The sequence below is a fragment of the Bradyrhizobium yuanmingense genome (assembly GCF_025200905.1).
In the GTDB taxonomy this organism is placed as follows: domain Bacteria; phylum Pseudomonadota; class Alphaproteobacteria; order Rhizobiales; family Xanthobacteraceae; genus Bradyrhizobium; species Bradyrhizobium yuanmingense.
Window position 1 is genome coordinate 6,170,481 of the sequence record NZ_CP104173.1, and the last position, 26,513, is coordinate 6,196,993.

24 protein-coding genes and 2 pseudogenes are annotated in these 26,513 nt (G+C 65.1%); 19 read left to right on the forward strand and 7 right to left on the reverse strand.

Translation table 11 applies throughout. The features are described 5' to 3' along the window. Positions 1 to 7: 7 nt before the first annotated feature. The 5 genes from napA to N2605_RS28550 all read left to right on the forward strand — a co-directional run bounded on the left by napA (position 8) and on the right by N2605_RS28550 (position 6,557). Positions 8 to 2,521: a nitrate reductase catalytic subunit NapA gene (gene napA, locus N2605_RS28530; protein ID WP_260344189.1), complete on the forward strand. Its 2,514-nt coding sequence runs from the start codon at positions 8 to 10 to the stop codon at positions 2,519 to 2,521. Continuing rightward, positions 2,518 to 2,988 carry a nitrate reductase cytochrome c-type subunit gene (locus tag N2605_RS28535; RefSeq protein WP_035998936.1) on the forward strand — a complete coding sequence of 157 codons (471 nt, stop codon included), beginning with the start codon at positions 2,518 to 2,520 and terminating at the stop codon, positions 2,986 to 2,988. The genes napA and N2605_RS28535 overlap by 4 nt, the downstream gene beginning before the upstream one ends. Beyond that, complete coding sequence (locus N2605_RS28540) at positions 2,985 to 3,638, forward strand: NapC/NirT family cytochrome c (RefSeq protein ID WP_035998932.1); 654 nt, start codon at positions 2,985 to 2,987, stop codon at positions 3,636 to 3,638. Before N2605_RS28535 ends, N2605_RS28540 begins: the two co-directional genes overlap by 4 nt. 266 nt (positions 3,639 to 3,904) lie before the next feature. Continuing rightward, entirely contained in the window at positions 3,905 to 5,020 is a 1,116-nt protein-coding gene (locus N2605_RS28545) for an ATP-dependent DNA helicase (protein ID WP_035998929.1), read from the forward strand. Between the two features lie 157 nt (positions 5,021 to 5,177). After that, positions 5,178 to 6,557 carry a lipase family protein gene (locus N2605_RS28550; RefSeq protein WP_260344190.1) on the forward strand — a complete coding sequence of 460 codons (1,380 nt, stop codon included), beginning with the start codon at positions 5,178 to 5,180 and terminating at the stop codon, positions 6,555 to 6,557. Between the two features lie 6 nt (positions 6,558 to 6,563). On the opposite strand, the pseudogene N2605_RS28555 reads toward N2605_RS28550, so the two are convergent. After that, a pseudogene (locus tag N2605_RS28555) lies at positions 6,564 to 8,251 on the reverse strand (caspase family protein). 247 nt (positions 8,252 to 8,498) lie between these two features. On the opposite strand from N2605_RS28555, the gene msrA reads away from it, so the two are divergent. The 4 genes from msrA to N2605_RS28575 all read left to right on the forward strand — a co-directional run bounded on the left by msrA (position 8,499) and on the right by N2605_RS28575 (position 10,433). Further along, positions 8,499 to 9,203, forward strand: a complete 705-nt coding sequence (gene msrA / locus N2605_RS28560) for a peptide-methionine (S)-S-oxide reductase MsrA (protein WP_260344191.1) — start codon at positions 8,499 to 8,501, stop codon at positions 9,201 to 9,203. A gap of 30 nt (positions 9,204 to 9,233) precedes the next feature. Beyond that, positions 9,234 to 9,653, forward strand: a complete 420-nt coding sequence (gene msrB / locus N2605_RS28565; RefSeq protein WP_109142549.1) for a peptide-methionine (R)-S-oxide reductase MsrB — start codon at positions 9,234 to 9,236, stop codon at positions 9,651 to 9,653. Between the two features lie 109 nt (positions 9,654 to 9,762). Continuing rightward, positions 9,763 to 9,927, forward strand: a complete 165-nt coding sequence (locus tag N2605_RS28570; RefSeq protein ID WP_036022085.1) for a DUF3309 family protein — start codon at positions 9,763 to 9,765, stop codon at positions 9,925 to 9,927. Positions 9,928 to 10,139: 212 nt separating this feature from the next. Then, positions 10,140 to 10,433, forward strand: coding sequence for a hypothetical protein (locus tag N2605_RS28575; protein WP_024337713.1), 294 nt, complete (start codon positions 10,140 to 10,142; stop codon positions 10,431 to 10,433). A 238-nt stretch (positions 10,434 to 10,671) separates the two neighbouring features. Here N2605_RS28575 and N2605_RS28580 read toward each other — a convergent pair whose 3' ends face one another. Together N2605_RS28580 and N2605_RS28585 are read right to left on the reverse strand one after the other, a co-directional pair. Further along, a complete protein-coding gene (locus N2605_RS28580) occupies positions 10,672 to 11,214 on the reverse strand; it encodes a DUF4112 domain-containing protein (RefSeq protein WP_260344198.1) in 543 nt (180 codons plus the stop codon). Between the two features lie 58 nt (positions 11,215 to 11,272). After that, positions 11,273 to 11,698, reverse strand: coding sequence for a DUF5413 family protein (locus N2605_RS28585; protein ID WP_035998913.1), 426 nt, complete (start codon positions 11,696 to 11,698; stop codon positions 11,273 to 11,275). A 142-nt stretch (positions 11,699 to 11,840) separates the two neighbouring features. Here N2605_RS28585 and N2605_RS28590 point away from each other — a divergent pair, with 142 nt between their 5' ends. From N2605_RS28590 to N2605_RS28600, 3 genes are all read left to right on the forward strand, one after another. Beyond that, on the forward strand, positions 11,841 to 12,083 hold the full coding sequence (locus tag N2605_RS28590) for a hypothetical protein (protein WP_036022082.1): 243 nt from the start codon (positions 11,841 to 11,843) through the stop codon (positions 12,081 to 12,083). 35 nt (positions 12,084 to 12,118) lie between these two features. Next, positions 12,119 to 12,337, forward strand: a complete 219-nt coding sequence (locus N2605_RS28595; RefSeq protein WP_035998908.1) for a PIN domain-containing protein — start codon at positions 12,119 to 12,121, stop codon at positions 12,335 to 12,337. Between the two features lie 252 nt (positions 12,338 to 12,589). Beyond that, entirely contained in the window at positions 12,590 to 12,862 is a 273-nt protein-coding gene (locus N2605_RS28600; RefSeq protein WP_036022099.1) for a hypothetical protein, read from the forward strand. 121 nt (positions 12,863 to 12,983) lie between these two features. On the opposite strand, the gene N2605_RS28605 is transcribed toward N2605_RS28600, so the two are convergent. Further along, a complete protein-coding gene (locus N2605_RS28605) occupies positions 12,984 to 14,570 on the reverse strand; it encodes a hypothetical protein (protein WP_260344199.1) in 1,587 nt (528 codons plus the stop codon). Positions 14,571 to 14,607: 37 nt separating this feature from the next. Next, positions 14,608 to 15,900 (reverse strand): adenylosuccinate synthase, encoded by a 1,293-nt coding sequence (locus N2605_RS28610; RefSeq protein WP_109142544.1) that lies wholly within the window; start codon positions 15,898 to 15,900, stop codon positions 14,608 to 14,610. Positions 15,901 to 16,322: 422 nt separating this feature from the next. Between N2605_RS28610 and N2605_RS28615 the strand changes: the two genes are divergently transcribed. Further along, complete coding sequence (locus N2605_RS28615) at positions 16,323 to 17,255, forward strand: DMT family transporter (RefSeq protein WP_260344200.1); 933 nt, start codon at positions 16,323 to 16,325, stop codon at positions 17,253 to 17,255. Between the two features lie 194 nt (positions 17,256 to 17,449). On the opposite strand, the gene N2605_RS28620 is transcribed toward N2605_RS28615, so the two are convergent. Then, complete coding sequence (locus N2605_RS28620) at positions 17,450 to 17,839, reverse strand: DUF1330 domain-containing protein (protein WP_192893391.1); 390 nt, start codon at positions 17,837 to 17,839, stop codon at positions 17,450 to 17,452. 104 nt (positions 17,840 to 17,943) lie between these two features. Between N2605_RS28620 and N2605_RS28625 the strand changes: the two genes are divergently transcribed. Beyond that, on the forward strand, positions 17,944 to 18,879 hold the full coding sequence (locus tag N2605_RS28625; RefSeq protein WP_036022066.1) for a DMT family transporter: 936 nt from the start codon (positions 17,944 to 17,946) through the stop codon (positions 18,877 to 18,879). A 97-nt stretch (positions 18,880 to 18,976) separates the two neighbouring features. Next, on the forward strand, positions 18,977 to 19,954 hold the full coding sequence (locus N2605_RS28630) for a Bug family tripartite tricarboxylate transporter substrate binding protein (protein ID WP_260344202.1): 978 nt from the start codon (positions 18,977 to 18,979) through the stop codon (positions 19,952 to 19,954). Positions 19,955 to 20,074: 120 nt separating this feature from the next. On the opposite strand, the pseudogene N2605_RS28635 reads toward N2605_RS28630, so the two are convergent. After that, a pseudogene (locus N2605_RS28635) lies at positions 20,075 to 21,761 on the reverse strand (methyl-accepting chemotaxis protein). A 254-nt stretch (positions 21,762 to 22,015) separates the two neighbouring features. On the opposite strand from N2605_RS28635, the gene N2605_RS28640 reads away from it, so the two are divergent. From N2605_RS28640 to N2605_RS28655, 4 genes are all read left to right on the forward strand, one after another. Continuing rightward, positions 22,016 to 23,059, forward strand: coding sequence for a C-terminal binding protein (locus N2605_RS28640; protein ID WP_260344203.1), 1,044 nt, complete (start codon positions 22,016 to 22,018; stop codon positions 23,057 to 23,059). A gap of 86 nt (positions 23,060 to 23,145) precedes the next feature. Beyond that, positions 23,146 to 24,486, forward strand: coding sequence for an ABC transporter substrate-binding protein (locus tag N2605_RS28645; RefSeq protein ID WP_057028022.1), 1,341 nt, complete (start codon positions 23,146 to 23,148; stop codon positions 24,484 to 24,486). A gap of 141 nt (positions 24,487 to 24,627) precedes the next feature. Next, entirely contained in the window at positions 24,628 to 25,584 is a 957-nt protein-coding gene (locus N2605_RS28650; RefSeq protein WP_035998865.1) for a carbohydrate ABC transporter permease, read from the forward strand. Continuing rightward, positions 25,577 to 26,476, forward strand: coding sequence for a carbohydrate ABC transporter permease (locus N2605_RS28655; RefSeq protein WP_035998862.1), 900 nt, complete (start codon positions 25,577 to 25,579; stop codon positions 26,474 to 26,476). The genes N2605_RS28650 and N2605_RS28655 overlap by 8 nt, the downstream gene beginning before the upstream one ends. The last annotated feature ends 37 nt before the right edge of the window (positions 26,477 to 26,513 follow it).

Sequence of the window (26,513 nt, forward strand, 5' to 3'; positions counted from 1 at the left end):
AGCCATCATGACATCGCCGAAGCTCGACCGCCGCCAGATGCTCAAGCTCGAGGCCGCCGCGATCGCCGCGGCCGCCGCCGGCCTGCCGGCACCGGCGCTCGCCGCCAACCTCGCCGCCGAGCGGAAGGAGAGCGAATTGAAATGGGACAAGGCCGCCTGCCGCTTCTGCGGCACAGGCTGCTCGGTGATGGTCGCGACCAAGGACAACCGCGTCGTCGCCACCCATGGCGACATCAAGGCCGAGGTCAATCGCGGCCTCAACTGCGTCAAGGGCTACTTCCTCTCCAAGATCATGTACGGCCATGACCGGCTGACGCAGCCGATGCTGCGCAAGACGGGCGGCAAGTACGACAAGAACGGCGAGTTCACGCCCGTCACCTGGACCGAAGCCTTCGACATCATGGAGCTGAAGTGGAAGGAAGCGATCAAGAAGCGCGGCCCCAACGGCGTCGCCATGTTCGGCTCCGGCCAGTGGACGATCTGGGAAGGCTATGCCGCCGTCAAGCTGTTCAAGGCCGGCTTCCGCACCAACAACATCGATCCCAATGCGCGGCACTGCATGGCCTCGGCGGTCGCCGGCATGATGCGCACCTTCGGCATCGACGAGCCGGCCGGCTGCTACGACGACATCGAGGCCACCGATGCCTTCGTGCTGTGGGGCTCCAACATGGCGGAGATGCATCCGATCCTGTGGACGCGCATCGCCGACCGGCGGCTGTCCGCACCGCATGTCCGCGTCGCCGTGCTCTCCACTTTCGAGCACCGCTCGTTCGACCTCGCCGACATCGGCATGGTGTTCAAGCCGCACACCGACCTGTACATCCTCAACGCCATCGCCAACCACATCATCAAGACCGGTCGCGTCAACAAGGACTTCGTTGCCGCGCATACCGTGTTCAAGCGCGGCCAGACCGACATCGGCTACGGCCTGCGGCCCGAGCATCCGCTGCAGAAGAAGGCGACGGGCGCGGCGAAACCCAACGACGCCACCGACATGAGCTATGACGAATTCGCCAAGTTCGTGTCGGAGTACACGCTGGAGAAAGCCGCCCAAATGTCGGGCGTGCCGCTGAACCGGCTCGAGGCGCTGGCCGAGTTGTATGCCGACCCGAAGACAAAAGTGGTCTCGTTCTGGACCATGGGCTTCAACCAGCACACCCGCGGCGTCTGGTGCAACAACCTCGTCTACAACATCCACCTTTTGACCGGAAAGATCTCCGCGCCCGGCAACAGCCCGTTCTCGCTGACCGGCCAGCCCTCGGCCTGCGGCACCGCGCGCGAGGTCGGCACCTTCTCGCACCGTCTGCCCGCGGACATGGTGGTGACCAACAAGAAGCATCGCGACCACACGGAGCAGATCTGGCAGCTGCCCGAAGGCACCATTCCGGAGAAGCCGGGCGCGCACGCCGTGCTGCAAAGCCGGATGCTGAAGGACGGCCTGATCAACGCCTATTGGGTGCAGGTCAACAACAACCTCCAGGCCGGTCCCAACGTCAACGAGGAGATCTATCCAGGCTTCCGCAACCCCGACAATTTCATCGTGGTCTCCGATGCCTATCCAACCGTGACGGCGCTCGCCGCCGATCTGATCCTGCCCACCGCGATGTGGGTGGAGAAGGAAGGCGCCTACGGCAATGCCGAGCGGCGCACCCAGTTCTGGCACCAGCTCGTCCCCGCGCCGGGCGATTCGAAGTCGGATCTCTGGCAACTCATGGAGTTCTCCAAGCGCTTTAGAATCGAGGAGGTCTGGCCCGCGGAGCTGATCGCCAAGAAGCCGGAATATCGCGGCAAGACCCTGTTCGACGTGCTCTACAAGAATGGCCAGGTCGACAAATTCCCCGTCACCGATATCGAGCCGGGCTATGCCAACGACGAATCCAAGGCGTTCGGCTTCTACGTCCACAAGGGCCTGTTCGAGGAATATGCCCAGTTCGGCCGCGGCCATGGCCACGACCTCGCGCCGTTCGACACCTATCACCGGGAGCGCGGCCTGCGCTGGCCCGTCGTCAACGGCCAGGAGACCAAGTGGCGCTTCCGCGAAGGCAGCGACCCCTACGTCAAGCAGGGCACCAACGTGCAGTTCTACGGCCATGCCGACGGCAAGGCCCGCATCTTCGCGCTGCCCTACGAGCCGCCGGCGGAATCGCCCGACAACGAATATCCCTACTGGCTCTCGACCGGCCGCGTGCTGGAGCACTGGCATTCCGGCACCATGACGCGCCGCGTGCCCGAACTGTTCAAGGCTTTTCCAGAAGCGGTCTGCTTCATGCATCCGGACGATGCGCAGGAGGCGAAGCTGCGCCGCGGCGACGAGGTGAAGGTGGTCTCCCGCCGCGGCTTCATCCGCGCCCGCGTCGAGACGCGCGGCCGCGACCGGCCGCCGCGCGGCCTCGTCTTCGTGCCGTGGTTCGACGAATCCAAGCTGATCAACAAGGTGACGCTCGACGCCACCGATCCGATCTCGCTGCAGACCGACTTCAAGAAATGCGCCGTGCGCATCGAGCGGGTGAACATGTCATGATGAAACGATCCGCAATCATCCTGCTCGCCTTCGCGATCGCAGCGGGCACGAGCTCGCTGACGGCGCAGACGGTGACCTCCGGCCTGCGCGGCCCGACCCCGCTCAACGACGAGGGCCCGGCGCCGCCGATGCTGCCGAACCGCAACACCTCCGAGAAGGAGGTGCGCAACTATCCGGAGCAGCCGCCCGTCATCCCGCATAATATCGACGGCTACCAGGTCGACCTCAACGGCAACAAATGCCTGTCCTGCCATGCACGGGCGCGCACGGCGGAGTCGCAGGCGCCGATGGTGTCGATCACGCACTTCATGGATCGCGACGGCCAGTTCCTGGCCTCGGTCTCGCCGCGCCGCTTCTTCTGCACCGAATGCCACGTGCCGCAGAACACCGCCAATCCTCCGGTCAGCAACGATTTCACCGACATCGACACGCTGCTGTCACGCGCAAGCCCGGGTGGCCGCAGATGACGACGACTGCCGACGATCCCAACGCGGAGCTGAATGCCAAGCGCGGCGTCATCGCGCGCAGCCGGGCGTTCCTGCTCGAGCTGTGGCAGGTGCTGACCCGGCCGAGCTCGGTGTTCGCGCTTGGCACCCTGGTGCTGGCCGGTTTCGTCGCCGGAGTGATCTTCTGGGGCGGCTTCAACACCGCGCTGGAGATCACCAACACCGAGAAGTTCTGCACCGGCTGCCACGAGATGAAGGACAATGTCTACGCCGAGCTGAAGTCGACCGTCCACTTCACCAACCGCTCCGGCGTGCGCGCGACCTGCCCGGACTGCCACGTGCCGCACAACTGGACCGACAAGATCGCGCGAAAGATGCAGGCCTCCAAGGAGGTCTGGGGCAAGATCTTCGGCACGATCGACACCCGCGAGAAATTCCAGGATCACCGGCTCGAGCTCGCCGCGCACGAATGGGCGCGCTTCAAGGCCAACGACTCGCTGGAATGCCGCAACTGCCACAGCGCTGATTCCATGGACATCACCAAGCAGTCGCCGCGGGCCTCGGTGGCGCACCAGCGCTTCCTGTTCACCAAGGAAAAGACCTGCATCGACTGCCACAAGGGCATCGCCCACCAGCTGCCCGACATGCGCGGCGTTCCCGGCTGGCAGTAGGGTTTGGCGACGCCTGAGTGAACGCCTCGTCCTTCGAGACGGCTGCTTCGCAGCCTCCTCAGGATGAGGCTCAACGGCATCTTGCCCGCCAAAAATGCCGCCGCGCACTCAGCCCTCATCCTGAGGGCCCGCCAAAGGCGGGCGTCTCGAAGGATGGCGGCCGGGAACGGACTTCAAATGCGACGGGCCCGCGCTTGAACCAGCGGGGCGAATGGTTAGTTTGGGGGAAGGCGAATCGCCTCATTCGCCGCTCCCTCAAGACAGACATGGCCACTTTCACCCCGCATCAGGATGCTGCGCTCAAGGCCGTCGGCGACTGGCTCAAGGCCAAGCCGGGACGGGGCGGCACGCCGCCGGTGTTCCGCCTGTTCGGCTTTGCCGGCACCGGCAAGACCACGCTGGCGCGGCACATTGCCGAGGGTGTCGACGGCGAGGTGAAGTTCGCCGCCTTCACCGGCAAGGCGGCCCTCGTCATGCGCAACAAGGGCTGCGACGGCGCCTCCACCATCCATTCGCTGATCTACCGCGCCCGCGAATCCGGCGAGGAGCAGCCGAGCTTCGAATTGTGGGACGATGCGCCGGCGTCGAAGGCGAAGCTGATCGTGATCGACGAATGCTCGATGGTCGATGCCGAATTGGGGCGCGACCTGATGTCGTTCGACTGTCCGCTGCTGGTGCTCGGCGATCCCGCGCAGCTGCCGCCGATCCAGGGCGGCGGCTTCTTCACCAATTCCGAGCCGGACGCGATGCTGACCGAGGTGCATCGCCAGGCCCAGGACGATCCGATCGTGCGGATGTCGATGGACGTCCGCGAGGGACGCGAACTCGACATTGGCCGTTACGGCGAGAGCGAGGTCGTCTCGCGCAAGGAGCTCGATCCCGATCGCGTCATGGGCGCCGACCAGATCCTGGTCGGCCGCAACAACACGCGCCGCGCCTACAACATGCGGGTGCGCCAGCGCCAGAACATCGAGGACCAGTTCCCGGTCGCCGGCGACAAGCTGGTGTGCCTGCGCAACAACCGCAAGAAGGGCCTGTTCAATGGCGGCCTGTGGCGCGTCAAGTCGCGCAACACCTCGCGATCGAAATCGCGCATCCTCTCAATGCGGTTGTCGCCGGATGAGGATTTCGGTCACAAGGTGACCAAGGTCTCAGTGCGCGCCGATTGCTTCGAGGGCGGCGTCGAGCAGATCGCTTGGGAGCAGCGCAAGCCCTATGACGAGTTCGACTACGGCTACGTCCTGACCGTGCACAAATCGCAGGGCTCGCAATGGGACGACGTCGTGCTGTTCGACGAGAGCTTTGCGTTCCAGGATTCGCGGGCGCGGTGGCTCTATACCGGCATCACGCGTGCCGCGAAACGGCTGAGCGTGGTGGTATGAAGCTGCCGTAGCGCGGATGAGCGTAGCGATATCCGCCGCTTGTAGCTGCGCTCATCCGGGCCGCGGACCCTCACAATGAGCAGCCACGACGAGGTGCGTTCACCGCCCGCTAGGCTTTGTGCTGTATCAGCTTGCGATCTGCCTCGGAGTGGAACGCATGACCTCGCGCGCGACAAAGCCTGATGACCTCGATCGCCGGCTCGATGATGTTGCAGTGAGCCGCCGGAGCTTCCTCAAGTCCGGAAGCGCGGCAGCGGGCCTTGCGCTCTCGACCACAATTCCGGAAACCGCTTTTGGCTTGCCGGCGCAGGTACGACGCACGGATGCGGGCAAGCCTGTGCGCGTCTCCAAGGAACGGCTCAATACGCTGGCCGCAAAGTTCTACGCCGTCTTCAACGAAGGCAATATCCTGCCAGCTGCCTTTCCCGAAAGATATGCGGCACGAAACGACGTGGAGCTGCGGCGCATCGTCACCTTCACGCGCATCCCGGATACCGGAGAACGCGTCAAGGTCAGCGGCCTGCTTGCGGTTCCGGTCGGCGCGCGCGGCACCTTGCCGCTCCTGTCATGGCAGCACGGCACGATCCTCTCCTTCGACCAGGTCCCGTCGAACCTGCTGCGGCTGAAGGACGAAAATTACGAGCTGCGCGACAATGTCGATTCGATCGAGACCCTGTTCAATATTCAGCGCTTCGCCGGCAACGGCTATGCGGTCGTCGCGGCCGATTATGTCGGCAAGGGCCCTTATCGCAACGGTCGGAGCGAAGCCTATGCCGTGAAGGGCGCGACGGTGCAATGCTGCCTCGACATCCTGACGGCAGGGTTGCACGAATTGCGGACACTGAGCCTGCGCCAATCAAACCTGTTCCTGAACGGTTGGTCGCAAGGCGCCTTGAACACGCAGTGGCTGAAACAGGAGCTGCAGCGCCGCGGCATCAAGGTGCGGGCGACCGCCACACAGAGTCCGTTCAATGATCTCGCCGAGAGCTTTCACTATTGGACGAACCCCACGGCCTATATTCCGGCCTCGGAAACCTCCTACCCGATGCCGCCGGCCTGGATCACACCCTGCCTGATCGTCCTGCTCGGCAGCTATCGCCGCTACTACGGGCTGACCGACTTGTTCAAGACGGCGGTCAAGCCCCAATATCAAGCCTTCGCGGAGAAATACTGGTCCGATTACAGCCTCGAGGGCGAGATCGCGAAGAGCATTCCGCCCGCCGCCGATTTCCTGGTCGAAGGCTTCTTCGATCGCTTCACCAACGAGACCAACAGCGCATTGCTGCGCCGCCTTGGTGGCAATGGTGCGACGTACTGGCAGTACGATTCCCCGATCAGATTTTACTACGGGCTGGCCGATGAGGCGCTGCATCCCCGGCTGGTGCGGCCCGCAATCGCCGCCGGTGGGCATTTCGCCGCGGGCGTCGCGGTCAATGGCGCAAGCCATCGCGGCACGTTCCTGTCGAGCCTCTATGGCGAAGCGGCCGTTCTGAACGGAAACGCGACGGCGTTCGACTGGTTCAATTCGCTGGCGTGAGCGCGGCTACTTCCCAGCGACGAAGTAAAAATCTTCCCGCCCTGGCGGCGACCCATACGTGAACGGCTGCTGCTCGTGCCTGGTCGCGGCCCAGACGTCGTCGCGCACGATGTCGAACAATTTTCGGATCTCGACCTTCGGCTGCTTGATCTCGCGCGCGAGCGCGGTGGCGAACGGGCTGTTGGGGCTACCATCGCCATCCATCGCGGTCTGGCCGTGCTTGGCGGCGTAGACCACCATGAAGCCCGCACCTGGCTCGACGTTGGAAAAGCCCTTCTCGACCAGCTTCAGCGACAGCGTGCGCTGCATGGTCGGCGCGAACGGATTGTCGCGGCAGGCATCGAGGACCACGAGGCGCACTTTTCGCGCCGCGCCGACCGCGGCGATCACCTGCTCGAGCGCGACGGCCTCGGTCTCGGCGTCCTTGTCGGCGGTGAGCTTGGCGTCGACCGGAACGAGATAGTTCACCCCGCCGATCTCGAAACCATGGCCGGCATAATACACCATGGCCCAATCGGCCTTTTCCGCTTCCTCGGCGAAGGCCTTCAGCGTCTGGAAGAACGCATCGCGGGTGAGGTCCCTGGTGTCCATCACGGTCTGGAAGCCGAGGTCGCGCAGCACGCCGGCGATCAGCTTCGAGTCGCGCGGCGGATTGGGCAACGCATGGACGTTCTTGTAGGCGCCGTTGCCGACCACCAGCGCGACGCGACGGCCGGTCGTCGCGCTCGCCGCCTCCTTCGGCGTCAGGGCGGCGAGCCGCTCCTGCGCCATGGCGCGGGCGCGCGCAACCTCGGCTCGTCGAACCTCGTCAGCGAATAGGCGGCGGCGCGATAATCGGCGCGGGCCTGCGCGAGATCCTTCCTGCGCTCGTAGATCTGGCCGCGGCCGGAATGGGCGCGGACATTGTTCGGGTTGATCTGGATGACCGTGTTGTAATCCTTCAGCGCCGCGTCGAGATCGCCCTTCATCATGTTGACGTCGGCGCGGTTGTTGATCGCGAACGCGTTCCTGGGCTGCTTTTCGATCAGGCCATGCAATCGGCCAGGGCGCGGTCGAACTTGCCCATCATGCCGTAAGTGACGCAGCGGTTGCCGGCGATCTGCGGCGCAGCCGCATCAATCTTCTCGGCCTCGGCGAAATCGGCGATGGCGCCGTCGAAATCCTTCATCAGCGTGCGCGCGCGGGCGCGATTGGTCCAGGCGAGCAGGAATTTCGGCGTGTACTTGACCGACAGGCTGAAATCGTCGATCGCGCTCTGCAGCGCGCCGCGGCGCGCGTGGATGACGCCGCGGTTGTTGTAGGGAACGCCATAGGCCGGGCGTTTCCGGAGCGCGAGATTGTAGTCGGCCATCGCGAGATCCTCCTGCCCGCTCCGCTCATAGGCGAGGCCGCGCAGGTTGAGCGCGACGACGTTGTCGGGATCGAGGTCGATGGCCATGGACAGCGTCTCGATCGCGTGGACATGGTCGCGCTTGTTGAGCAGGACATTGCCACGCGCGGACAGGGCGATCGCCTTGTCCTTGGCGGTGAGGCGATCGGCACTCAGCAGATTCTCGCAGGCGGCGGCGCGGGCCTGCAGCTCAGCCTGGCGGTCGCGGCACAAAGCGAGATCGTCGCCGGGCTCGGGGATCGGCCGCGGCAAAGCAAGTGCCGGCGGCGAGGACGGCCAGGATCAGGAGTACGACGCGCAGCATATTGTCAGGCCAGCTCCAGCCACCATTTGGTCGATCACCGATCGCGCCGGTCCATCTAGCGCGGAGTTCCGCATCCCGCCAAGCCGGCCCGTCGCCGCGTCAGCCGCGTCCTCACGGTCTCGTGTCCGCCCCGGCGTAACAATCTGCGGTACGGCCCGTATCTCGGATGATGCGAAAACGCGGCCGGGCAGGCTGTTCGCCCGGTCCCGACCGCCCTAGACTGTCAGCCCTTCCGAAAGAGGATGCCATGCGCCGAACCGCCCTCGCCACCCTGCTCGCCGCAACCACCGCCCTAACGCTGACTTTCGTGATGCCGTCGCGGGCCGCGGAGGAGGCGGTCGTGATCCCAGCCCCTACATTGGACGCGGCGCCCGCGAGCGGCGTCCAGACCGCCGTGCTCGCCGGCGGCTGCTTCTGGGGCGTGCAAGGCGTCTTCCAGCACACCGCAGGCGTGGTCAACGCGGTCTCCGGCTATGCCGGCGGCACCAAGGCGACCGCCGATTACAAGACCGTGTCGAGCGGCCGCTCCGGCCATGCCGAGGTGGTCGAGATCAGGTACGACCCGAAGAAGATCTCCTACGGCAAGATCCTGCAGATCTACTTCTCGGTGGTGCACGACCCGACTCAGCTCAACCGCCAGGGTCCCGACGTCGGCCCGCAATATCGCTCGGCCATCTTCACCACGTCGGACGAGCAGAAGAAGGTCGCGGAGGCCTATATCGCCCAGCTCAACGGCGCCAAGGTGTTCAACAAGCCGATCGTGACCAAGATCGGCGCGCTGGAGGCGTTCTATCCGGCGGAGGCCTATCACCAGGATTATCTGACGCTGCACCCGAACCAGCCCTACATCGTCTATAACGACATCCCGAAGGTCGAGAACCTGAAAAAGCTGTTCGCGGATAACTACATCGAGAAGCCGACGCTGGTGAATGCCGGCAAGGCCACCAACTGATCGCGAGATCCCCAAAGCAACGGGAGACCCATGCCCGACACCAAGACGAAAGCGACCGACGACAAGGTCATCAAGAGTGAAGAGCAGTGGCGGCGCGAGCTGACGCCGATGCAATACGCCGTGCTGCGCGAGAAGGCGACCGAGCGTCCCTTCTCGGGCGAATATGAGCACGACCACCGTGCCGGCACCTATGTCTGTGCCGGCTGCGGCAATGTGCTGTTCGAGTCGGATGCCAAGTTCGATTCCGGCTGCGGCTGGCCGAGCTTCACCCAGCCCGCGATCGAGAGCCACATCGACGAGGAGCGGGACACCAGCCACGGCATGATCCGCACCGAGGTGCTCTGCTCCAAATGCAGCGGCCATCTCGGCCACGTCTTCCCCGACGGCCCCGGGCCGACCGGCCTGCGCTACTGCATCAATTCCGCGGCCCTGAAGCTCGAGCCCAAATAAACCCAAGCCCGCCGCCGGGTTCCCCCATGGAACCCGGCGGCGCGATGTGCTTTTCTGCTCTGGCGGTGCGGCCGATCATCGCATTTCGGTGGCCGCCAGGGAGGATGCCATGGCGCTTGGGACCATCCTAATCATCCTGGTGATCATCTATCTCGTCGGCGGCCTGTCCGGCCGGTTCGGCGGCTACGGCTATGGCCTTGGCCATTCCGGCATCGGGCTCGGCGGAGTCGTGCTGGTGATCCTGGTCGTGCTGCTGCTTCTTGGCAAAGTTTAAGCCATATAAGTCTTTGAAACATTGATAAGTTTCGTCTCCGCGGGGCTGCCATGCGCTGATTCATCATCTCGCATCGCGGGGGTCGCATTTTTGTCAAATCGGCCTATATTAGAGGGCGACAACGACATGCGGCGGGCCCGCTCGATTGCGGCCCCTGCCCTCCCCAACCCCACGCGCTTAAAGCCCCAGAGAAGATCACGAGGTCTTTGACCATGCGTCCACTGCGTCCGTTCAACTTCAACACCTCCGCCGAGCTCTTCCCCGCCGCCATCCGCAAGAAGAAGCGCGCGGGCTTCACCTATCGGCGGTTCGGCACTGCGGCAGAGGCCGTGCAGTTCGCGATGGAGCAGTTGCCGACGGACTCGCTGAACGGCGCCTATCTCCAGGTCGAGGAAGCGCGCTTCGACCAGAACGGCATCCGCTCGCTGTACGAGAGCGATGCCTTCCCGCTGCCCCGCCGGCCCAAGCCGGCCCCGGCCGCGGAGACCGACGCCGACGCGGCGTAAGCTTTCGCAACAAAGTTCGATGTGCGCAGAAGGCGCGATGGCCGAAAGGTCGTCGCGCCTTTTGTGTTTGGGGCTTTCTCACCCGCTATCTCACATCCGTCATTGCGAGCGCAGCGAAGCAATCCAGCGTCCCTCCGCGGAAAGATTCTGGATTGCTTCGCTGCGCTCGCAATGACGACTCTGGGAGATGGAGCGCATTGTCGACCAGTCGGACTCGCGGCGAGCGCTCTCAGCCAGGCTACATCCGCGGCTGCTTTTCCAGCCAGCGCTGGAGCAGGCGGACGTTGCGCGTGTTGGCGCGGAACATGACGTCGAAGGCGTCGCCCGCGAACGGGACGAGGCCGACCACGCCGTCAACCGCGACATTGCCGAGCATGCGCGCCGTGATGTGCCAGGGCGCGCCCAGCGCGCGGGCTTCGCGCACCAGCCACAGCGAGATCGCGGTGGTGATGATTTCGCCGACGACGGGAATCAATCCGATCAGCCCGTCGATGCCGTAGCGGATGTTGGTGCCGGGCAGGATGAAGGCGACGTCGAGCAGCTTGGCGATCGCCTCGAGCCGCGCGATCCGCTGCTCGCGCGTCAGATTGCCGAACGGGCTGCCTTGACCGAACTCGAAACGAAACTCGCGAAATCCCTGCTCCAGGCTTTCCGGCCTGATCTCGTGGCCGTCCTGGTCGATGATCGGGCCGCGCGCCTCGTCGCGCGAAAAGCGCGCATGCGAGCCGCTCCCGGAACGGGATTTGCGCGGAGCGAGGATGTCGTCGTCTTGCATGGCCATGGCCTTCAGTGAACGCGCCAGCGCGGCGGAGGTTGCGGCCGCGCCCGAACGCCGCGCGTCAGGTCGGCACCGGCGCGGCTTGCGGCTCCTCGACGTAGCGATGCACCAGCCAGGATGAAATCACCGCCGGCACGAAACCGACGAGCCCGTACAGGATGAACTGCACCGCGCCCGAATCCGGCCCGCGCGAGCTGTGGGTGAGCGAGGCCAGAGCGAAGGCGAACAGGCCGACCAGGAGCATCCGCAAGACCGGCCCAATCCGGCGGATGTGGATCAGGATGTCATCGACTGCGCCGATCATCAGCGCAGGCAAGAACCCGAACAGGTAGCTGTATTGGAGCGTCTTGAAGAACACCGCGAACAGCTTGCCGACCTCGCCGAGGTTGGTCTGGGCCCAATAGCCGGACTGGTAGGTCGTCGTCAGCAGCAGTAGGAACCCGCCGATGAATGGGACGACCAGCGCAAATACCAGATAGCGTTTCATCAAGCACCTCACACTCTGCAGGCGTTATAGCAGCGCAGCGGGAACCTTGAACAGCGGGCGCCGGGCTCCTTAAGGGGAACAAGTGGCAAGGCGATGAGTTCATGCTGGACCTGAATTGACCCCTGGCAGACTGGAGCCGCCGATGGCCCGCAAATTTCTCCTGGCGACGATCGCGCTGGCGGCCCTGAGCAGCCTGCCGACGGCACCCGCGCTGGCCCAAGGCCATATGGGCACGCCGCAGGAGCGGCAGGCTTGCACGCGCGATGCCCAGCGCTTCTGCCGCAAGGACCTCGGCAATGACGGCGCGGTGCAGAGCTGCCTGCAAGCCAACCGGGCCAAGCTGTCGAAGTCCTGCAGCAAGGTGTTTCAGAGCCACGGCATGTGAGGACGGACCCATACCCGCGAACGGAGAGTGACGCCATGTTGCACGACGAAGAGCTCTCGATCCTGCGGGACATCAGCCAATCCGTTGCCTTTGCCGACGACCCGCAGGGCAAGATGGGGCAATTGATCGCCGACGGCTACGTGATGAAGGACGGCGATCTGTTCGAGCTGACGCCCAAGGGCGTCACCGCTGTCGAGGAGCACGCCGCCGCTCTCGGCGCGAGCGATGAGGAACAAGCGTCTCCGATCGGCTGATCCGATCGCGCGACGTGACTGGCGTGCAACAATTGCGAATTCCTTTGTGCCGGCCATTGCGGGCGCGTGACAATGGCGCATACTTCGCTCGGGCGGCGCAGCACTTTCGATTCGAGCATCAAGAAGTCGAGCGACCACACGCGGGATCGAAGCTCCCGATGTGAAGGCTGCGACATGCGGCAGATCAAGCCGCGTGCGGCGCCCCAAAACCAAGCGGCTCAAGCCTTAAGGGAACTCGGGGATCCATTCCACATGACACGCCTTCAGACCATCGCTTCGCTCTTCGCAGTCGCCACCACCTTCGCTCTCCAGACCTCACCCAGTTTCGCCTTCACGCAAGAAGCCCAGCAGATGTGCTCGGGTGACGCCATGCGGCTGTGCTCCAGCGAGATTCCCGACATCCCGCGGATCACCGCCTGCATGGTGCGGAACAAGGCGCAGGTCAGCCCCGGCTGCCGCGCCGTGATGGACCGCCAGCACGCCGCCGCCGCGGCATCGCGCAAGCGGGAAGCCGCGGCGCAGTAGTCCTCTCGGACGTCATTCCGGGGCGTGCGAAGCACGAGCCCGGAATCCATCGGGCGGCATGTGACGCGGTGAAATGGATTCCGGGTTCGCGCTACGCGCGCCCCGGAATGACAGAAGAGCCTTAATCGCCCCACTGCGCGAAGGCGTCGTTGAAGGCGCGCTCGCCGGGGGCGCCCTTCTCGATGGCGATGATGGCGCGGCGCTGGTTGGCGTAGACCAGCGGCACGTCGAACCAGGAGCGCTCCTTCAGGAGCTGGACGTTGCGGGCGCGGTCGGCATCGACATTGGAGAGGCCGACCAGGAAGAAGCCGTCGGTGACCTTGACCGCGAGGCCGGCGAGCGGCGTGCCGCGGGCCTGCTCGTTCGACTTCATCAAGATGCCCGGCACGTTGGAGACGCTGCCGCCGGGGAAATCCTGCGGCAGGATGAAGGTCAGCTCCGCCGTGTGGCTCGCCGGCAACGAGGAATCGGTGTTGCGGCGGAACGACATCGTCATCTTGAACTTGCGGTCGGGAATCTCGATGTCGGCGCGCACGGAGACATCGGCCTTCTGGTTGCCCGAGGCCTTGATCGGCTCGAGCCGCCACACCACCGAGCCGACATATTGCTTGCCCTTCGGATCGGACGGATCCTCGTCGTAGAGCACGACCTTCTGCGCCACCGGCGCGACCGGCTGGTCCGCCGAGGGCTGACCGACCCGATCGGGAATCTTGGGCTTGCTCTGCGGCTGCGCCGGGGTCGGCGTATCCGCAACTTGCGTCGCGGACGGCTTGAGAAAGCCGTTGACGATCTGGACCAGTTGCTTGCCCCAGAGGATGCCGGCGCCGACCAGGATGAGCACGATGCCGACGGCAATCGCGCTCTTGAACGGAAAGGCGGAGCCGGTGCGGGCGCGCTTCTTGACGTCGCGATCGGGGGCGATGCGCGGACGCGGCGACGGCGGCTGCGGCGCGTAGCGCTCGGCCTCCTCGATCGACTCGTCGTAGGAATAGGGCGCTTCGGTCTCGCCGGCGCGGTTTTCCAGGCTCGGCTCCAGCCGGTCGAATTCCGGCGAGGGCGAGGGCACGTTGGCGTAGGTGCGGCGCGCGGCGCGGCTGGCCTGCGCGGCGGCACCGCCGAGATCGTTGGCGTCGGCCGTGATGTCACGGAAGCCGCGCACGCCGGGTGAGGACGGCAGCGGCGGCGGCGGGCCGACGTCGGGCGGACGCCGCCCACCCTGGCGATCGCGGCCGGCCGGCGGCTCCGGCGGCGGGGCGGCGGGGCCAGGTGGGCGCGGGGCGTCGAAACGGGGCGCGCGCGGCGGCCGCGGGGCCTCGCCTTGATCATCGACGTTGAAGGACGGGCGGTCGGCGCGCGGCGGCGTCGGGGCCGGACGCGTGCGCGGCGGAGCCGCAGCCGGGCTCGCCTCGGTGGCACGGGTGCTAGCGCGGCGGAAGGCATCGCCACTCGAGCCGGAGCGGGCGGCGCCACCGGGACGCGAGGCCTCGCGGGCCCGCTGGGCGGCCTCCGATTCGACCTTGCGGACGGCCTCCTCCAGCGACAGCCGTTCCCGGGTGATCTCGGATTCGGAGAGCGGCGGCTGCACGCTGCGCAGCTGCGCGATCAGGGCCGTGCGCGCCCGTTCATAGAGCGCGCGACGGCTTTCGCCGGGAGCGTTGGGGTCCAGGGCGGCAATAGCGCGGGCGATCAGCGGATAGTAATCAGCCATTTCTACTCAACTATACGCGCGTCCCGGTAAGATATCGTTAAGCCTCAAACGGATTTTGCACCAGGATAGTATCTTCGCGTTCCGGGCTGGTGGAAAGCAGCGCGACCGGACATCCCACCAATTCCTCGATCCGCCGGACATATTTGATGGCCTGCGCCGGCAGGTCGGCCCAGGACCGCGCATTGGCGGTCGGCTCCTTCCAGCCCTCGATGGTCTCGTAGATCGGCTCGACCCGGGTTTGCGCGCCCTCGCCGGCCGGGAAATGGTCGATCTCCTTGCCGTCGAGCCTGTAGCCGGTGCAGACCTCGATCGAATCGAATCCGTCGAGGATGTCGAGCTTGGTCAGCGCCAGGCCATTGATGCCGCAGGTTCGGACCGCCTGGCGGACCAGCACGGCGTCGAACCAGCCGCAGCGGCGCGGGCGGCCGGTATTGGTGCCGAACTCGCGGCCGCGCTCGCCGATCTTGCGGCCGATCTCGTTGTCCTGCTCGGTCGGGAACGGGCCCTGGCCGACGCGGGTCGTGTAGGCCTTGCACAGGCCGAGCACGTAGCCGACCGCGCCCGGCCCGAGGCCGGCGCCGGTGGCGGCCTGGGCCGCCACCGTGTTGGACGAGGTGACGTAGGGATAGGTGCCGTGGTCGACGTCGAGCAGCGCGCCTTGCGCGCCCTCGAACAGCATGCGCTTGCCGGCGCGCCGCTCGATATCGAGCAGCCGCCAGACCGTCTCGGCATAGGGCAGGAGTTGCGGCGCCATCGCCATCAGCTCCTTCAGGATCACGGCGCCGTCGAATTCCGGCAGGTTGAGGCCGCGGCGCAGCGCGTTGTGGTGCGCCAGCAGGCGGTCGATCTTGTGCGGCAGCGTCTGATGATCGGCAAGATCCATCAGGCGGATGGCGCGGCGGCCGACCTTGTCTTCATAGGCCGGGCCGATGCCGCGGCGGGTGGTGCCGATCGCGGTGGCGGCGCTGGCGGATTCGCGGTGCGCGTCGAGCTCGCGGTGCAGCGGCAGGATCAACGTGACGTTTTCGGCGACACGCAGGTTGTCGGGGCTGACATCGACGCCCTGCGACCTGAGCCTGGCGACCTCGTCGAGGAAGGCAGCGGGATCGAACACCACGCCGTTGCCGATCACCGAGAGCTTGCCCCCGCGCAGCACGCCGGAGGGCAGGAGCGCGAGCTTGTAGGTCTTGCCGTTGATCACCAGCGTGTGGCCGGCATTGTGGCCGCCCTGGAAGCGGACGACGATATCCGCCTGCTCCGACAACCAGTCGACGATCTTGCCCTTCCCTTCGTCGCCCCACTGGGCGCCGACGACGACAACATTGGCCATTCGCGGGTAATCCTGTTCAATCTGTCTCTAGAAGGCATGATCCTCGCGGAAAACCGGTGCCCACTTTTCCGGGATCACGCCTGCGCCCAGCCCAATCGGCAGCCGGAGCCGCCCGCACGCAAGGCAGCCAACCGGATAAAGGAAGCAGCCCTTCTAGGCAAGCAAGAACGGGGCTTTTTCGGGGTCCAACGTCCGGCCCAAGCCCTTGATATCCGCGGAAAATCCCGAACCCTGGCGGACCGGCGCAGCAGCTTCGACCAAAGCCTGAGAGGCCGCCTTCGCCGCCAGCATGGTCGCGATGCGCCCGTCGGCGTTGATGCAACCTCGTTTTCCGTGTCTTTGGACCTGCCGGGTGATCAGCCGGCCCGGACCTCGCCGGGCCGGAGGGCTCGGCGTAGTCGACGCGGGGCCCAACCATCACAATGTCCGCCACCGGCCACACCACGCGCGCGGAAACATCCGGCCACAGCTGGATCGCCAACCAGCCTTATCTGCTGCTCAGCATTACCGCGCTGTGCTGGGCCGGCAACGCCATCGTCGGGCGGCTCGCCGCCGGCCACATTCCGCCGGTCACGCTGTCGTTCCTGCGCTGGTTCTTCGCCTTCCTGCTGGTGCTGCCGTTCGCCTGGAAGCATCTCATGCAGGACTGGCCGGCGATCCGCGGCAAGCTCGGCCTGATGGTCACGCTCTCGGTCACCGGCATCGGCGCCTTCAACACGCTGCAATATTGGGCGCTGGAGCACACCCAGGCGCTCAACACGCTGCTGCTGCAGTCGGCCGCGCCGCTGCTGGTGGCGTTGTGGTCGCTGGTCATCCTCGGCATTCGTCTCACCGCCGCGCAGGCCTTCGGCGTGCTGCTGTCGATGTGCGGCGTGCTGACCATCCTGCTGCACGGCGATTTCACCACGCTGTCGAGCATCGACTTCAACAAGGGCGACCTGATCTTCCTGCTCGCGCTCCTGATCTTCGCGCTCTATTCGGTGCTGTCACTGAGGCGGCCGCCGATGCACGGCCTCTCGTTCCTCGCCTTCACCTTCGGCTGCGGCGCCGCCTGTCTCATTCCGCTGGAGATCTGGGAACTGTCCGCTCGCCCGGTGATGAAGCTCGACGGGCCGAACCTCCTGACGCTGTTCTACGTCGCCGTCTTTCCCTCGACGCTGGCCTATCTCTGCTTCAATCGCGGCGTGCGCCTGATCGGCGCCAACCGCGCCGCACCGTTCTTCCACGTCGTGCCGGTGTTCGGCTCGATCATGGCGATGGCGTTTCTGGGCGAGCACCCGCAGGCGTTCCACTTCATCGGTTTCGCATTGGTGCTGGCGGGCGTGTTCGCGGCGTCGCGAAAGCAGGCAAGTTAGGCGGCTTCATCGAAGCGCTCGCTGCACTTCCCTTCTCCCCTTGTGGGAGAAGGTGGCGCGAAGCGCCGGATGAGGGGTTGTCTCCGCGCATTCAATTGGGAGTGGACTCGCGGAGAGAGACCCCTCACCCGTCTCGCCGCTACGCGGCGAGCCACCCTCTCCCACAAGGGGAGAGGGGAAAAGTGCACGCGCTGCTACTTCGTTTTGAACTTGCTGTACGCCTCGCTCGTCGCAATGATCACGTGCTCGGCGCAGCCGTTGACGCGATGCGGATCGGCTTCGCGCTCGTAGGCTTGCGAGGTCATCATGTCGAGAAAGGCCGAGACGGACGGGTAATGGACCAGCGCGACGAAGTCCCAATCGTTGCCCGCGTGCGGACCGAGTGCGACCGCCTTGCCTTCACCGGTCCAGAGCAGCGTGCCGCCGCGCGCCTTGATCATCGGCACCGTGATCGCGCTGTAGCGCAAGTATGCGTCCCAGCCCGACCCGTCGCCATCGAGCGAGCGCGCGTGGAAGCGCATCAGGTTCAGCATCACCACCGGCGCATTCGGATCGAGCCGCTCCAGGCCCTCGATGTTCAACATATTGACCGCCAATGGCACCTCCTTAGGGCTCGGCTGCATTGTAGCATTGCGGCGCTGTGACTTGTGCCATCGCGGCAATCGGGCGCAAGTTGTATCCAACGCCCATGACGACCGCTTCGCCCGCGCCACCGGCCGCCAATCCGGCCAGCTGGCTCAACAACCAGCCTTATCTGCTGCTCAGCCTTAGCTCGCTGTTCTGGGCCGGCAACATCGTGCTCGCGCGCCATGTCGGGGCGCATGTGCCGCCGCTGACGATCACCACGATCCGCTGGTTCGGCGTGTTCCTGATCCTGTTGCCGTTCGCCTGGCCGCATCTGAAGCGCGACTGGCCTGCGTTGCGCAAGAGCATGCCCCTGATGCTGTTCCTGTCGCTGGTCGGCTTTGCCTTCAACAACGCGATCTCGTACTGGGCGCTGCAATACACCGAGGCGCTGAATGCGCTGCTGATCCAGTCGGCGGGTCCGCTGTTCGTGGCGCTGTGGTCGCTGGTGCTGTTCGGCGTGCGGCTGACCGGCGCGCAGCTCGGCGGCATCGCGATCTCGCTGCTCGGCGTGCTGATCATCATCCTGCGCGGCGACCTCGCGGCGCTGGCAAGCATCAGCTTCAACAGAGGCGACATCATGTTCGCCTCCTCGCTGGTGGCGTTCGGGCTCTACTCGGCCTTCATCCCGCGCCGGCCGAAGATCCACCAGCTCTCCTTCCTGTCCTTCACCACCTGCTGCGGCGCGACGATGCTGCTGCCGACGGCAATCTGGGAGGCGGCGAGCGGCCGCGTGTTGCAATTCGACGCGACCACGCTGGCGACACTGGGCTACATCCTGATCTTCCCCTCCACCCTCGCCTATCTCTTCTTCAACCGCGGCGTGGCGCTGATCGGGCCGAACCGGGCGGCGCCGTTCTTCCATTTGGTGCCGGTGTTCGGCTCGGCGCTGGCGATCGTGCTGCTGGGCGAGAAGCTCCAGCCGTTCCACCTAATCGGTTACGCCCTGGTGCTCGCCGGAGTCGTGCTTGCATCGCGGCGGGGCTCGGCGATGACATAATTCCGCGCGACGGACGCGGTCACGACCTATAGCCATCTTCCGATTCCCCTTTGGACAAGCTAGGTTCCCCGCCAACCAAAAAGAGGGAACGACCGACATGATTTCAGGGCTGATTCGAAACCTGCGGACCGTCGCCGCGACCGCGCTATGCCTCACGGCAGCATCCACCGCTCACGCCGACACCTATCCCAGCCGCAACATCACGCTGGTGCTGCCCTTCGCGGCCGGCAGCGGCACCGACACCACGACGCGACTGATTTCGCAGCATCTGTCGCAGGCGCTCGGCGTTCCCATCGTGATCGAGAACAAGGCGGGGGCCAACGGCATGCTTGCCGCGACCTATGTCGCGAAGGCTGCTCCCGACGGCTACACGCTGCTGGTGACGACCAACACGACGCATTCGGCCAATCCCTATCTGCTCAAGAGCCTCACTTACGATCCGGTCAAGGATTTCACCCCGATTGCCCGCACCGGCGATCTGCCCTTCATGCTGGTCATCAATCCCGAGGTGCCGGCCAAGACGGTCGGAGAGCTGGTGGCCTATGGCAAGGCCAATCCGGGCAAGCTGAGCTACGCCTCGGGCTCGTCGGCGGCGATCGTGTCGGGCGCGACCTTCGCGCACAATGCCGGGCTCGACCTGCTGCACGTGCCCTACAAGAGCTCGCCGCCGGCGCTCAACGACGTCATGGGCGGCCGCGTGTCGATGATGTTCGTCGACATCCTGACCGGCCTGCCCCATGTCAACGGCAACGCGCTGCGCGCGCTCGCCGTCACCACCAAGAACCGCACGCCGCTGGTGCCACACCTGCCCTCGATGCAGGAGGCCGGCGTGCCGGACTTCGACATCACGTCCTGGCAGGGCTATTTCGGCCCGGCCGGCATGCCGAAGGAGATCGTGACCCGGGTCAACACCGAGATCCGCAAGATCATCGAGAACCCGGAGATCAAGGCCAAGCTCGCCACGCTCGGCATGGACGCTTTTTCCGGCACGCCGGAGCAGCTCGGCACCTTCGTGAACGAGCAGCTGGTGCTGTGGGAGAAGCTGATCGCCAACGCGAAGATCGAGAAGCAGTAGAACGGTCTCGTAGGGTGGGCAAAGCGCAGCGTGCCCACGAAGAGTCGCACCGTACTCAAAAAGAAAAGGTGGGCACGACGCTTCGCGTCTTTGCCCACCCTACGAATTCAGCGTAAGAATTTACGCCGCGCGGACCTTGGCGAGGAAGCCATCGACGGCATCGCGCAGCGCGCCGGACTGGGTGTCCAGCTCGCGGGCGTTGGTGAGCACATCGCTGGCCGCGCTGCCGGTCGCTTCGGCGGCCGAGGTGACGCTGCCGATATGGGCGTTGATCTCGCTCGAGCCGGCCGCGACCGACTGGATGTTGCGGGCGATCTCGCGCGTCGCCTCGCCCTGCTGCTCGATCGATGCGGAAATGCCGGCTGTGATCTCGCTCATCTCGGCGATCGTCTGGGTGATGCCGGAGATGGCCGACACCGCATCGCTGGTCGAGGTCTGCATCGCCGCGACCTGGGCGGAGATCTCCTCGGTCGCCTTCGCGGTCTGGTTGGCGAGCGCCTTGACCTCGGAGGCGACCACGGCGAAGCCGCGGCCGGACTCGCCGGCACGCGCCGCCTCGATGGTGGCGTTGAGCGCGAGCAGGTTGGTCTGCGCCGCGATCGAGTGAATGAGCTTGACCACCTCGCCGATCTTCTCGGCACCGGTGGAGAGCTCCTGCACCGTGGCGTTGGTGCGCTCGGCATCGCTGACGGCACGGCTCGCAACTTCAGTCGAGCGCGTCACCTGGCGGGAGATTTCCGCAACCGAGCTCGACAGCTCTTCGGCGGCGGCCGCAACGGTGCCAACATTGCCGGACGCCTTCTGCGAGGCGGCACCGACGGTCGCCGCGCGCGAGGAGGCATCGCTGGCGGTCGCGGTCATCGATTGCGCCGTGGTCTGCATGCCGGCTGCGGCCGAGGAGACCGAGCGGACGATGCCGTTGACGCTGCGCTCGAAATCGTTGGCGATCTCCTCCATGGCGCTGCGGCGATCCGCCGCGGCGCGTTCCTTGGCGTCCGCGTCGGTCTTCTCGAGGTCGCGGATGCGGATCGCGTTGTCCTTGAAGATCTGCACGGTCGATGCCATCGCGCCGATCTCGTCGCCACGACCGACGCCGGGGATGTCGCCTTCGAGCTTGCCGTCGGCCAGCTCCCGCATCCGGGTGCCGAGCAGCCCGAGCGGAGCACTGATGTGCGCGGCCGATCATCCAGGCGACGCTGCCGGCAACGATGACGATGCCGAGCACCGCCAGGCCGAGCAGCCAGTAGACCGGACCCATCTTGGCGTCGATGTCATCCAGATAGGCGCCGGTGCCGAGATACATATCGAAGCCGGGGACCGCGACCGCGTAACCGATCTTGCGGATCGGCGTTTCCTGGCCGGGCTTCATATATTCATAGTGAAGCAGGATCTCGCCGTTGGCCTTGACGCCGTTCATCAATTCCAGCGACAGCTTGCGGCCGTTGGTCACGACGTCCATTCGGTTGGTGCCGATCACCTTCGGATCGGGCGCAAGCTGGGTGAGACCGTCATAGGACGTGCCGAACAGGTAGCCGGCACCCTTGTCATAGGTCATCGCGTTGCCGTAGCGGCGAAGCTCGGCCATAGCGGCGTCCTTCGTCATTTCGCCGGCATCGACGCGCTTCTTCAACGCGGCGGCATAGTTGCGCGCCAGCTCGACGATCGCCTTGGCCTGGTCGATGCGCGCATTCACCATCTCGCGCTTCATCAGATAGCCGGCGAGAACTCCGGAGATGCAGAGGCCGAACAGCGTGACTCCAACGAGAATGCCAAGCTTCGGGGCGATCTTCAGATTGCTCAACTTCACGGGGTTAGCTCCGGCAATATTGGGGTACGGGCGCATGACGAGATCGATCAAATTCGAATCAAGTCTTAGTGGCGGAGCCCTTAGCAAGTTACTTACGCACCTCCGTAGAAGCCCGGGGCTTGCACGGAAAAACGGAAATATACCTCACCCGCAACAACCGTGAATTGTACGCACTTGCCCGAATTTCGCGTAAAAGACGCAAAGGCCCGCTCGTCGAGGCGGACCACGACAAGAAACCAAATCGGGAGCAGATAATGCCGAAATACAGGGTGGTGACGCCGAAGGGTGCGAGCTTCACGGTCGCCGGCAGCGATTATTCCTATGAGCGCGAGGCGCTCGATCCGATCGATGCCGAGATCGTCGAGGCGCCCGCCGACGAGGCCGGGTTCATCGCCGCCGCGAAGAACGCCGACGCGATCTACGCCAAGGGCATCCCGATCACCAAGACCATCATCGACGCGCTCGAGAGCTGCAAGGTGATCACGCTCGGCTCGGTCGGCGTCGACAGTGTCGACGTCAAGGCCGCCACGGCCCGCGGCATTCCGGTCACCAACATTCCCGACACCTTCATCGAGGAGGTCGCCGACCACGCCATGATGCTGCTGCTCGCCGGCTTCCGCCGCCTGGTCGAGCAGGACCGCATGGTGCGCGACGGCCGCTGGGCCGAGGGCCGGCCGGCGCTGCTGAAAATCCCGAGGCTGATGGGCCAGACGCTTGGCTTCATCTCGTTCGGCCGGGTTGCGCGTGCGGTCGCGAAACGCGCCGCGCCTTTCGGCCTGCGAATGATGGCCTACGATCCCTTCATCCAGGAAACGCTGATGTACGAACACGGCGTGATCCCGGCGACGCTGAACGAGGTGCTGTCGCAATCCGACTTCGTCTCGATGCATGCCCCGGCGCGGCCCGAGGTGCACCACATGCTGACCGAGAAGCACTTCCGACAGATGAAGAAAGGCTCGATCTTCATCAACACCGGCCGCGGTGCCACCGTGGACGAGGAGAGCCTGATCAAGGCGCTGCAGGAGGGCTGGATCGCGCACGCCGCCCTCGACGTGCTGGAAAAGGAGCCGCCCTCGCACAACAATCCCCTGCTCGGCATGGAGAACGTGACCCTGACCGCCCATGTCGCCTCGGCCTCGGCACGGTTCGACGAGGCGCGCAAGCGCCGGGTGGGCTACGAATTGTCACTGGTGCTCCAGGGCATGTGGCCGGTAAGCTGCGTCAATCCGTCGGTGCTGCAGACCACCGCGCTCCGCCGCTGGCAGCCCGTCAGCATGGACCGCGGGCCGAACAGCTAGGCGGGCGGCGCAGCAAGCGCCCACGACCGAAACGGCCCTTCACCGGCGATCAACGCCGGGAAGGGAGACATCATAGGGAGGTACTGATGAGGAACGACATCACACGTCGTGATGCCTTGGCGCTGGGCCTGTCCGCTGCAACGCTCGCGGCCACCGGTGCTGCAGCGCAAACATCCGCTATCAAGGCTGCCGACGTCCCGGCACCCAAGCGCGAGATCGAAAAGGGCGCGTCCTTGCGCATGCTGCGCCCGGTGCGCTTCGTCCAGGCGGACGAGGACGTGTTCCGCGCCAATGCGGCAAAGTTCACCAAGGACACCGGGGTCGAGGTCAAGGTCGACTTCGTCGGCTGGGAGGACATCAACCAGCAGACCGCGGTGACCTCGAATTCCGGCGCCGGCCCCGATATCATCATCGGCTTCTCCGACGCGCCTCACATCTACATCGACAAGCTGATCGAGCTCACCGACGTCGCCGACTATCTCGGCAAGAAGTACGGCGGCTGGCTGCCGCTGGCGCAACGCTACGGCAAGAAGAACAAGAGCGAGTCCTGGATCGGACTGCCGTTCGGCGCCACCGCAGGTCCCCTGATCTACCGCAAGTCGGTCCTGCAATCGGTCGGCTTCGACAAGGTTCCGGAAGATCATGCCGGCGTGCTCGACCTCTGCCGCAAACTGCAAAAGGCCGGCAAGCCGGCCGGCTTCGCACTCGGCAACGCCAAGGGCGACGGCAACGGCTTCGCCAACTGGGCGCTGTGGTCGCACAACGCCTCGCTGCTCGACGAGGAAGGCAACGTCACCATCAATAGCAAGGAGACGATCGCCGCACTGAACTGGGTCAAGGAACTGTATCCGACCTTCATCGCCGGCACGCCGTCCTGGAACGACGTCAGCAACAACCGGGCCTATTCCTCTCAGGAGATCGCGCTGACGGCCAACGGCGTCTCACTGTACTTCTCGCTGAAGAACGATCCGGCCACCAAGGCCATCGCCGAGGACAGCGAGCATCAGCTGCTGCCCAAGGGCCTCGCCAAGGTCTCGCCGATGGCGGGCCTGACGCTGAACGCCATGGTGTTCAAGCACAGCCCGTACCCCAATGCCGCCAAGGCCTTCCTGCAATACATGCTGGAGAAGGACCAATACGAGCCGTGGCTCAACGCCAATTCCGGCTATTGGTCGCAGCCGCTGGCCGCCTATGCCGAGGCCGCCGTGTGGTCGCAGGATCCGAAGGTGAGCCTGTTCAAGAACACGATGAACAGCACTTACTATGACGGCTACAAGGGGCCGATCTCGACGGCGACCGGCGCGGTCAGCGCCGATTACGTGCTGATTCAGATGTGCGCCTCCGTCGCCACAGGCGCCGCCACGCCGGAGGCCGCGGCCGCCGAAGCCGAGCAGCGCTGCAAGCGCTACTTCCGGCGACAGCGGTAGAGCGACGACGACAGAGCCGCCGTCATTGCGAGGAGCACTTGCGACGACGCAATCCAGACGATCACTGCGGAGACAGACTGGATTGCTTCGCTTCGCTCGCAATGACGGTGTCGTGACACTTCAGACGGGACAAACCAATCTATGTCCGTGACCACCCTCTCCTCCCACGCACTGGCGCAACGACAGCCGAACTGGATCGTGCGCCTGTTCGACTACAAGCCGTTCCTGATCGTGATGTGCCTCGCGCCCGCGCTCGGGCTGCTCACGGTATTCCTGACCTACCCGCTCGGCCTCGGCGTCTGGCTCGCCTTCACCGACACCACGATCGGCCGTCGCGGCATCTATGTCGGGATCGAGAATTTCCAGTACCTGCTCACGGATCCCTTGTGGTGGAACGCGGTGTTCTACAGCGTGTTCTACACGGCCGTGGCGACCTTCGGAAAATTCGCGCTCGGCTTCTGGCTCGCCCTGCTGCTCAACAACCATTTCCCGTTCAAGAGCCTGCTGCGCGCCATCGTGCTGCTGCCCTGGATCGTCCCGACGGTGCTGTCGGCGCTGGCGTTCTGGTGGATCTACGATCCGCAGTTCTCGATCATCTCGTACCTCTTGGTCGACGTTCTGCATTGGCGCGACAGCAATATCGACTTCCTCGGCTCGCCCTGGCCGGCGCGGTTCTCGCTGATCGCCGCCAACATCTGGCGCGGCATTCCCTTCGTCGCGATCTCGCTGCTGGCGGGCTTGCAGACCATCTCGCCCTCGCTCTACGAGGCCGCGATGCTGGACGGCGCCAGCGCCTGGCAGCGCTTCCGCTACATCACCTTCCCGATGATGCTGCCGATCCTCGCCATCGTCATGACGTTCTCGATCATCTTCACCTTCACTGACTTCCAGCTGGTCTACGCCATTACCCGCGGCGGTCCGGTGAACTCGACGCATTTGCTGGCGACGCTGGCGTTCCAGCGCGGCATCGCCGGCGGCGAGCTCGGCGAAGGCGCGGCGATCGCGGTGTCGATGATCCCGTTCCTGGTGTTCGCGACGCTGTTCTCCTATTTCGGCCTGGCGCGCCGCAAATGGCAGCAGGGAGAGGCCAATGACTGAAACCGTCGCGCAATCGACCGTCGCGGACGCAAAAGCGCCGCCCGACACCATGGCCTGGGATTCCGGGCTGCGGCGGCTGATGATGATCTACCTGCCGCTCGGCTGCTTCGTTCTGATCCTGCTGTTTCCGTTCTATTGGATGGCGATCACCTCGTTCAAGCCGAACGCGGAGCTGATGAACTACCGGGACAACAACCCGTTCTGGATCTCCTCGCCGACCCTGGCGCACATCAAGCATCTGTTGTTCAACACCGCCTATCCGCAATGGCTGAAGACGACGATGCTGGTCGCGATCGGCTCGACCACGCTGTCGCTGATCGCGTCGACGCTGGCGGCCTACGCGATCGAGCGCCTGCGCTTCCGCGGCAGCCCCTATGTCGGCCTCGGCATCTATCTCGCCTATCTGGTGCCGCCGTCGATCCTGTTCATTCCGCTCGCCACCGTGGTGGTGCAGTTCGGCCTGTTCGACTCGCCGCTGGCCCTGATCCTGGTCTATCCGACCTTCCTGGTGCCGTTCTGCACCTGGCTCCTGATCGGCTATTTCAAGTCGATTCCTTACGAGCTCGAGGAATGCGCGCTGGTCGATGGCGCCACGCGGCTGCAGATCCTGCGCCGGATCACGCTGCCGCTCGCGGTGCCCGGGCTGATCTCGGCCGGCATCTTCTCCTTCACGCTGTCCTGGAACGAGTTCATCTACGCGCTCGCCTTCATCCAGAGCGGCGCCAACAAGACGGTGCCGGTCGCGATCCTGACCGAGCTCGTCACCGGCGACGTCTATCAATGGGGTGCGCTGATGGCGGGATCGCTGCTCGGCTCGCTCCCGGTCGCGATCTTCTACTCGCTGTTCGTGGATTACTACGTCTCTTCGCTGACGGGTGCGGTGAAGGAGTAGCCCCGCTCTCTCGTCCCCCTCTCCCCGTTCTCACGGT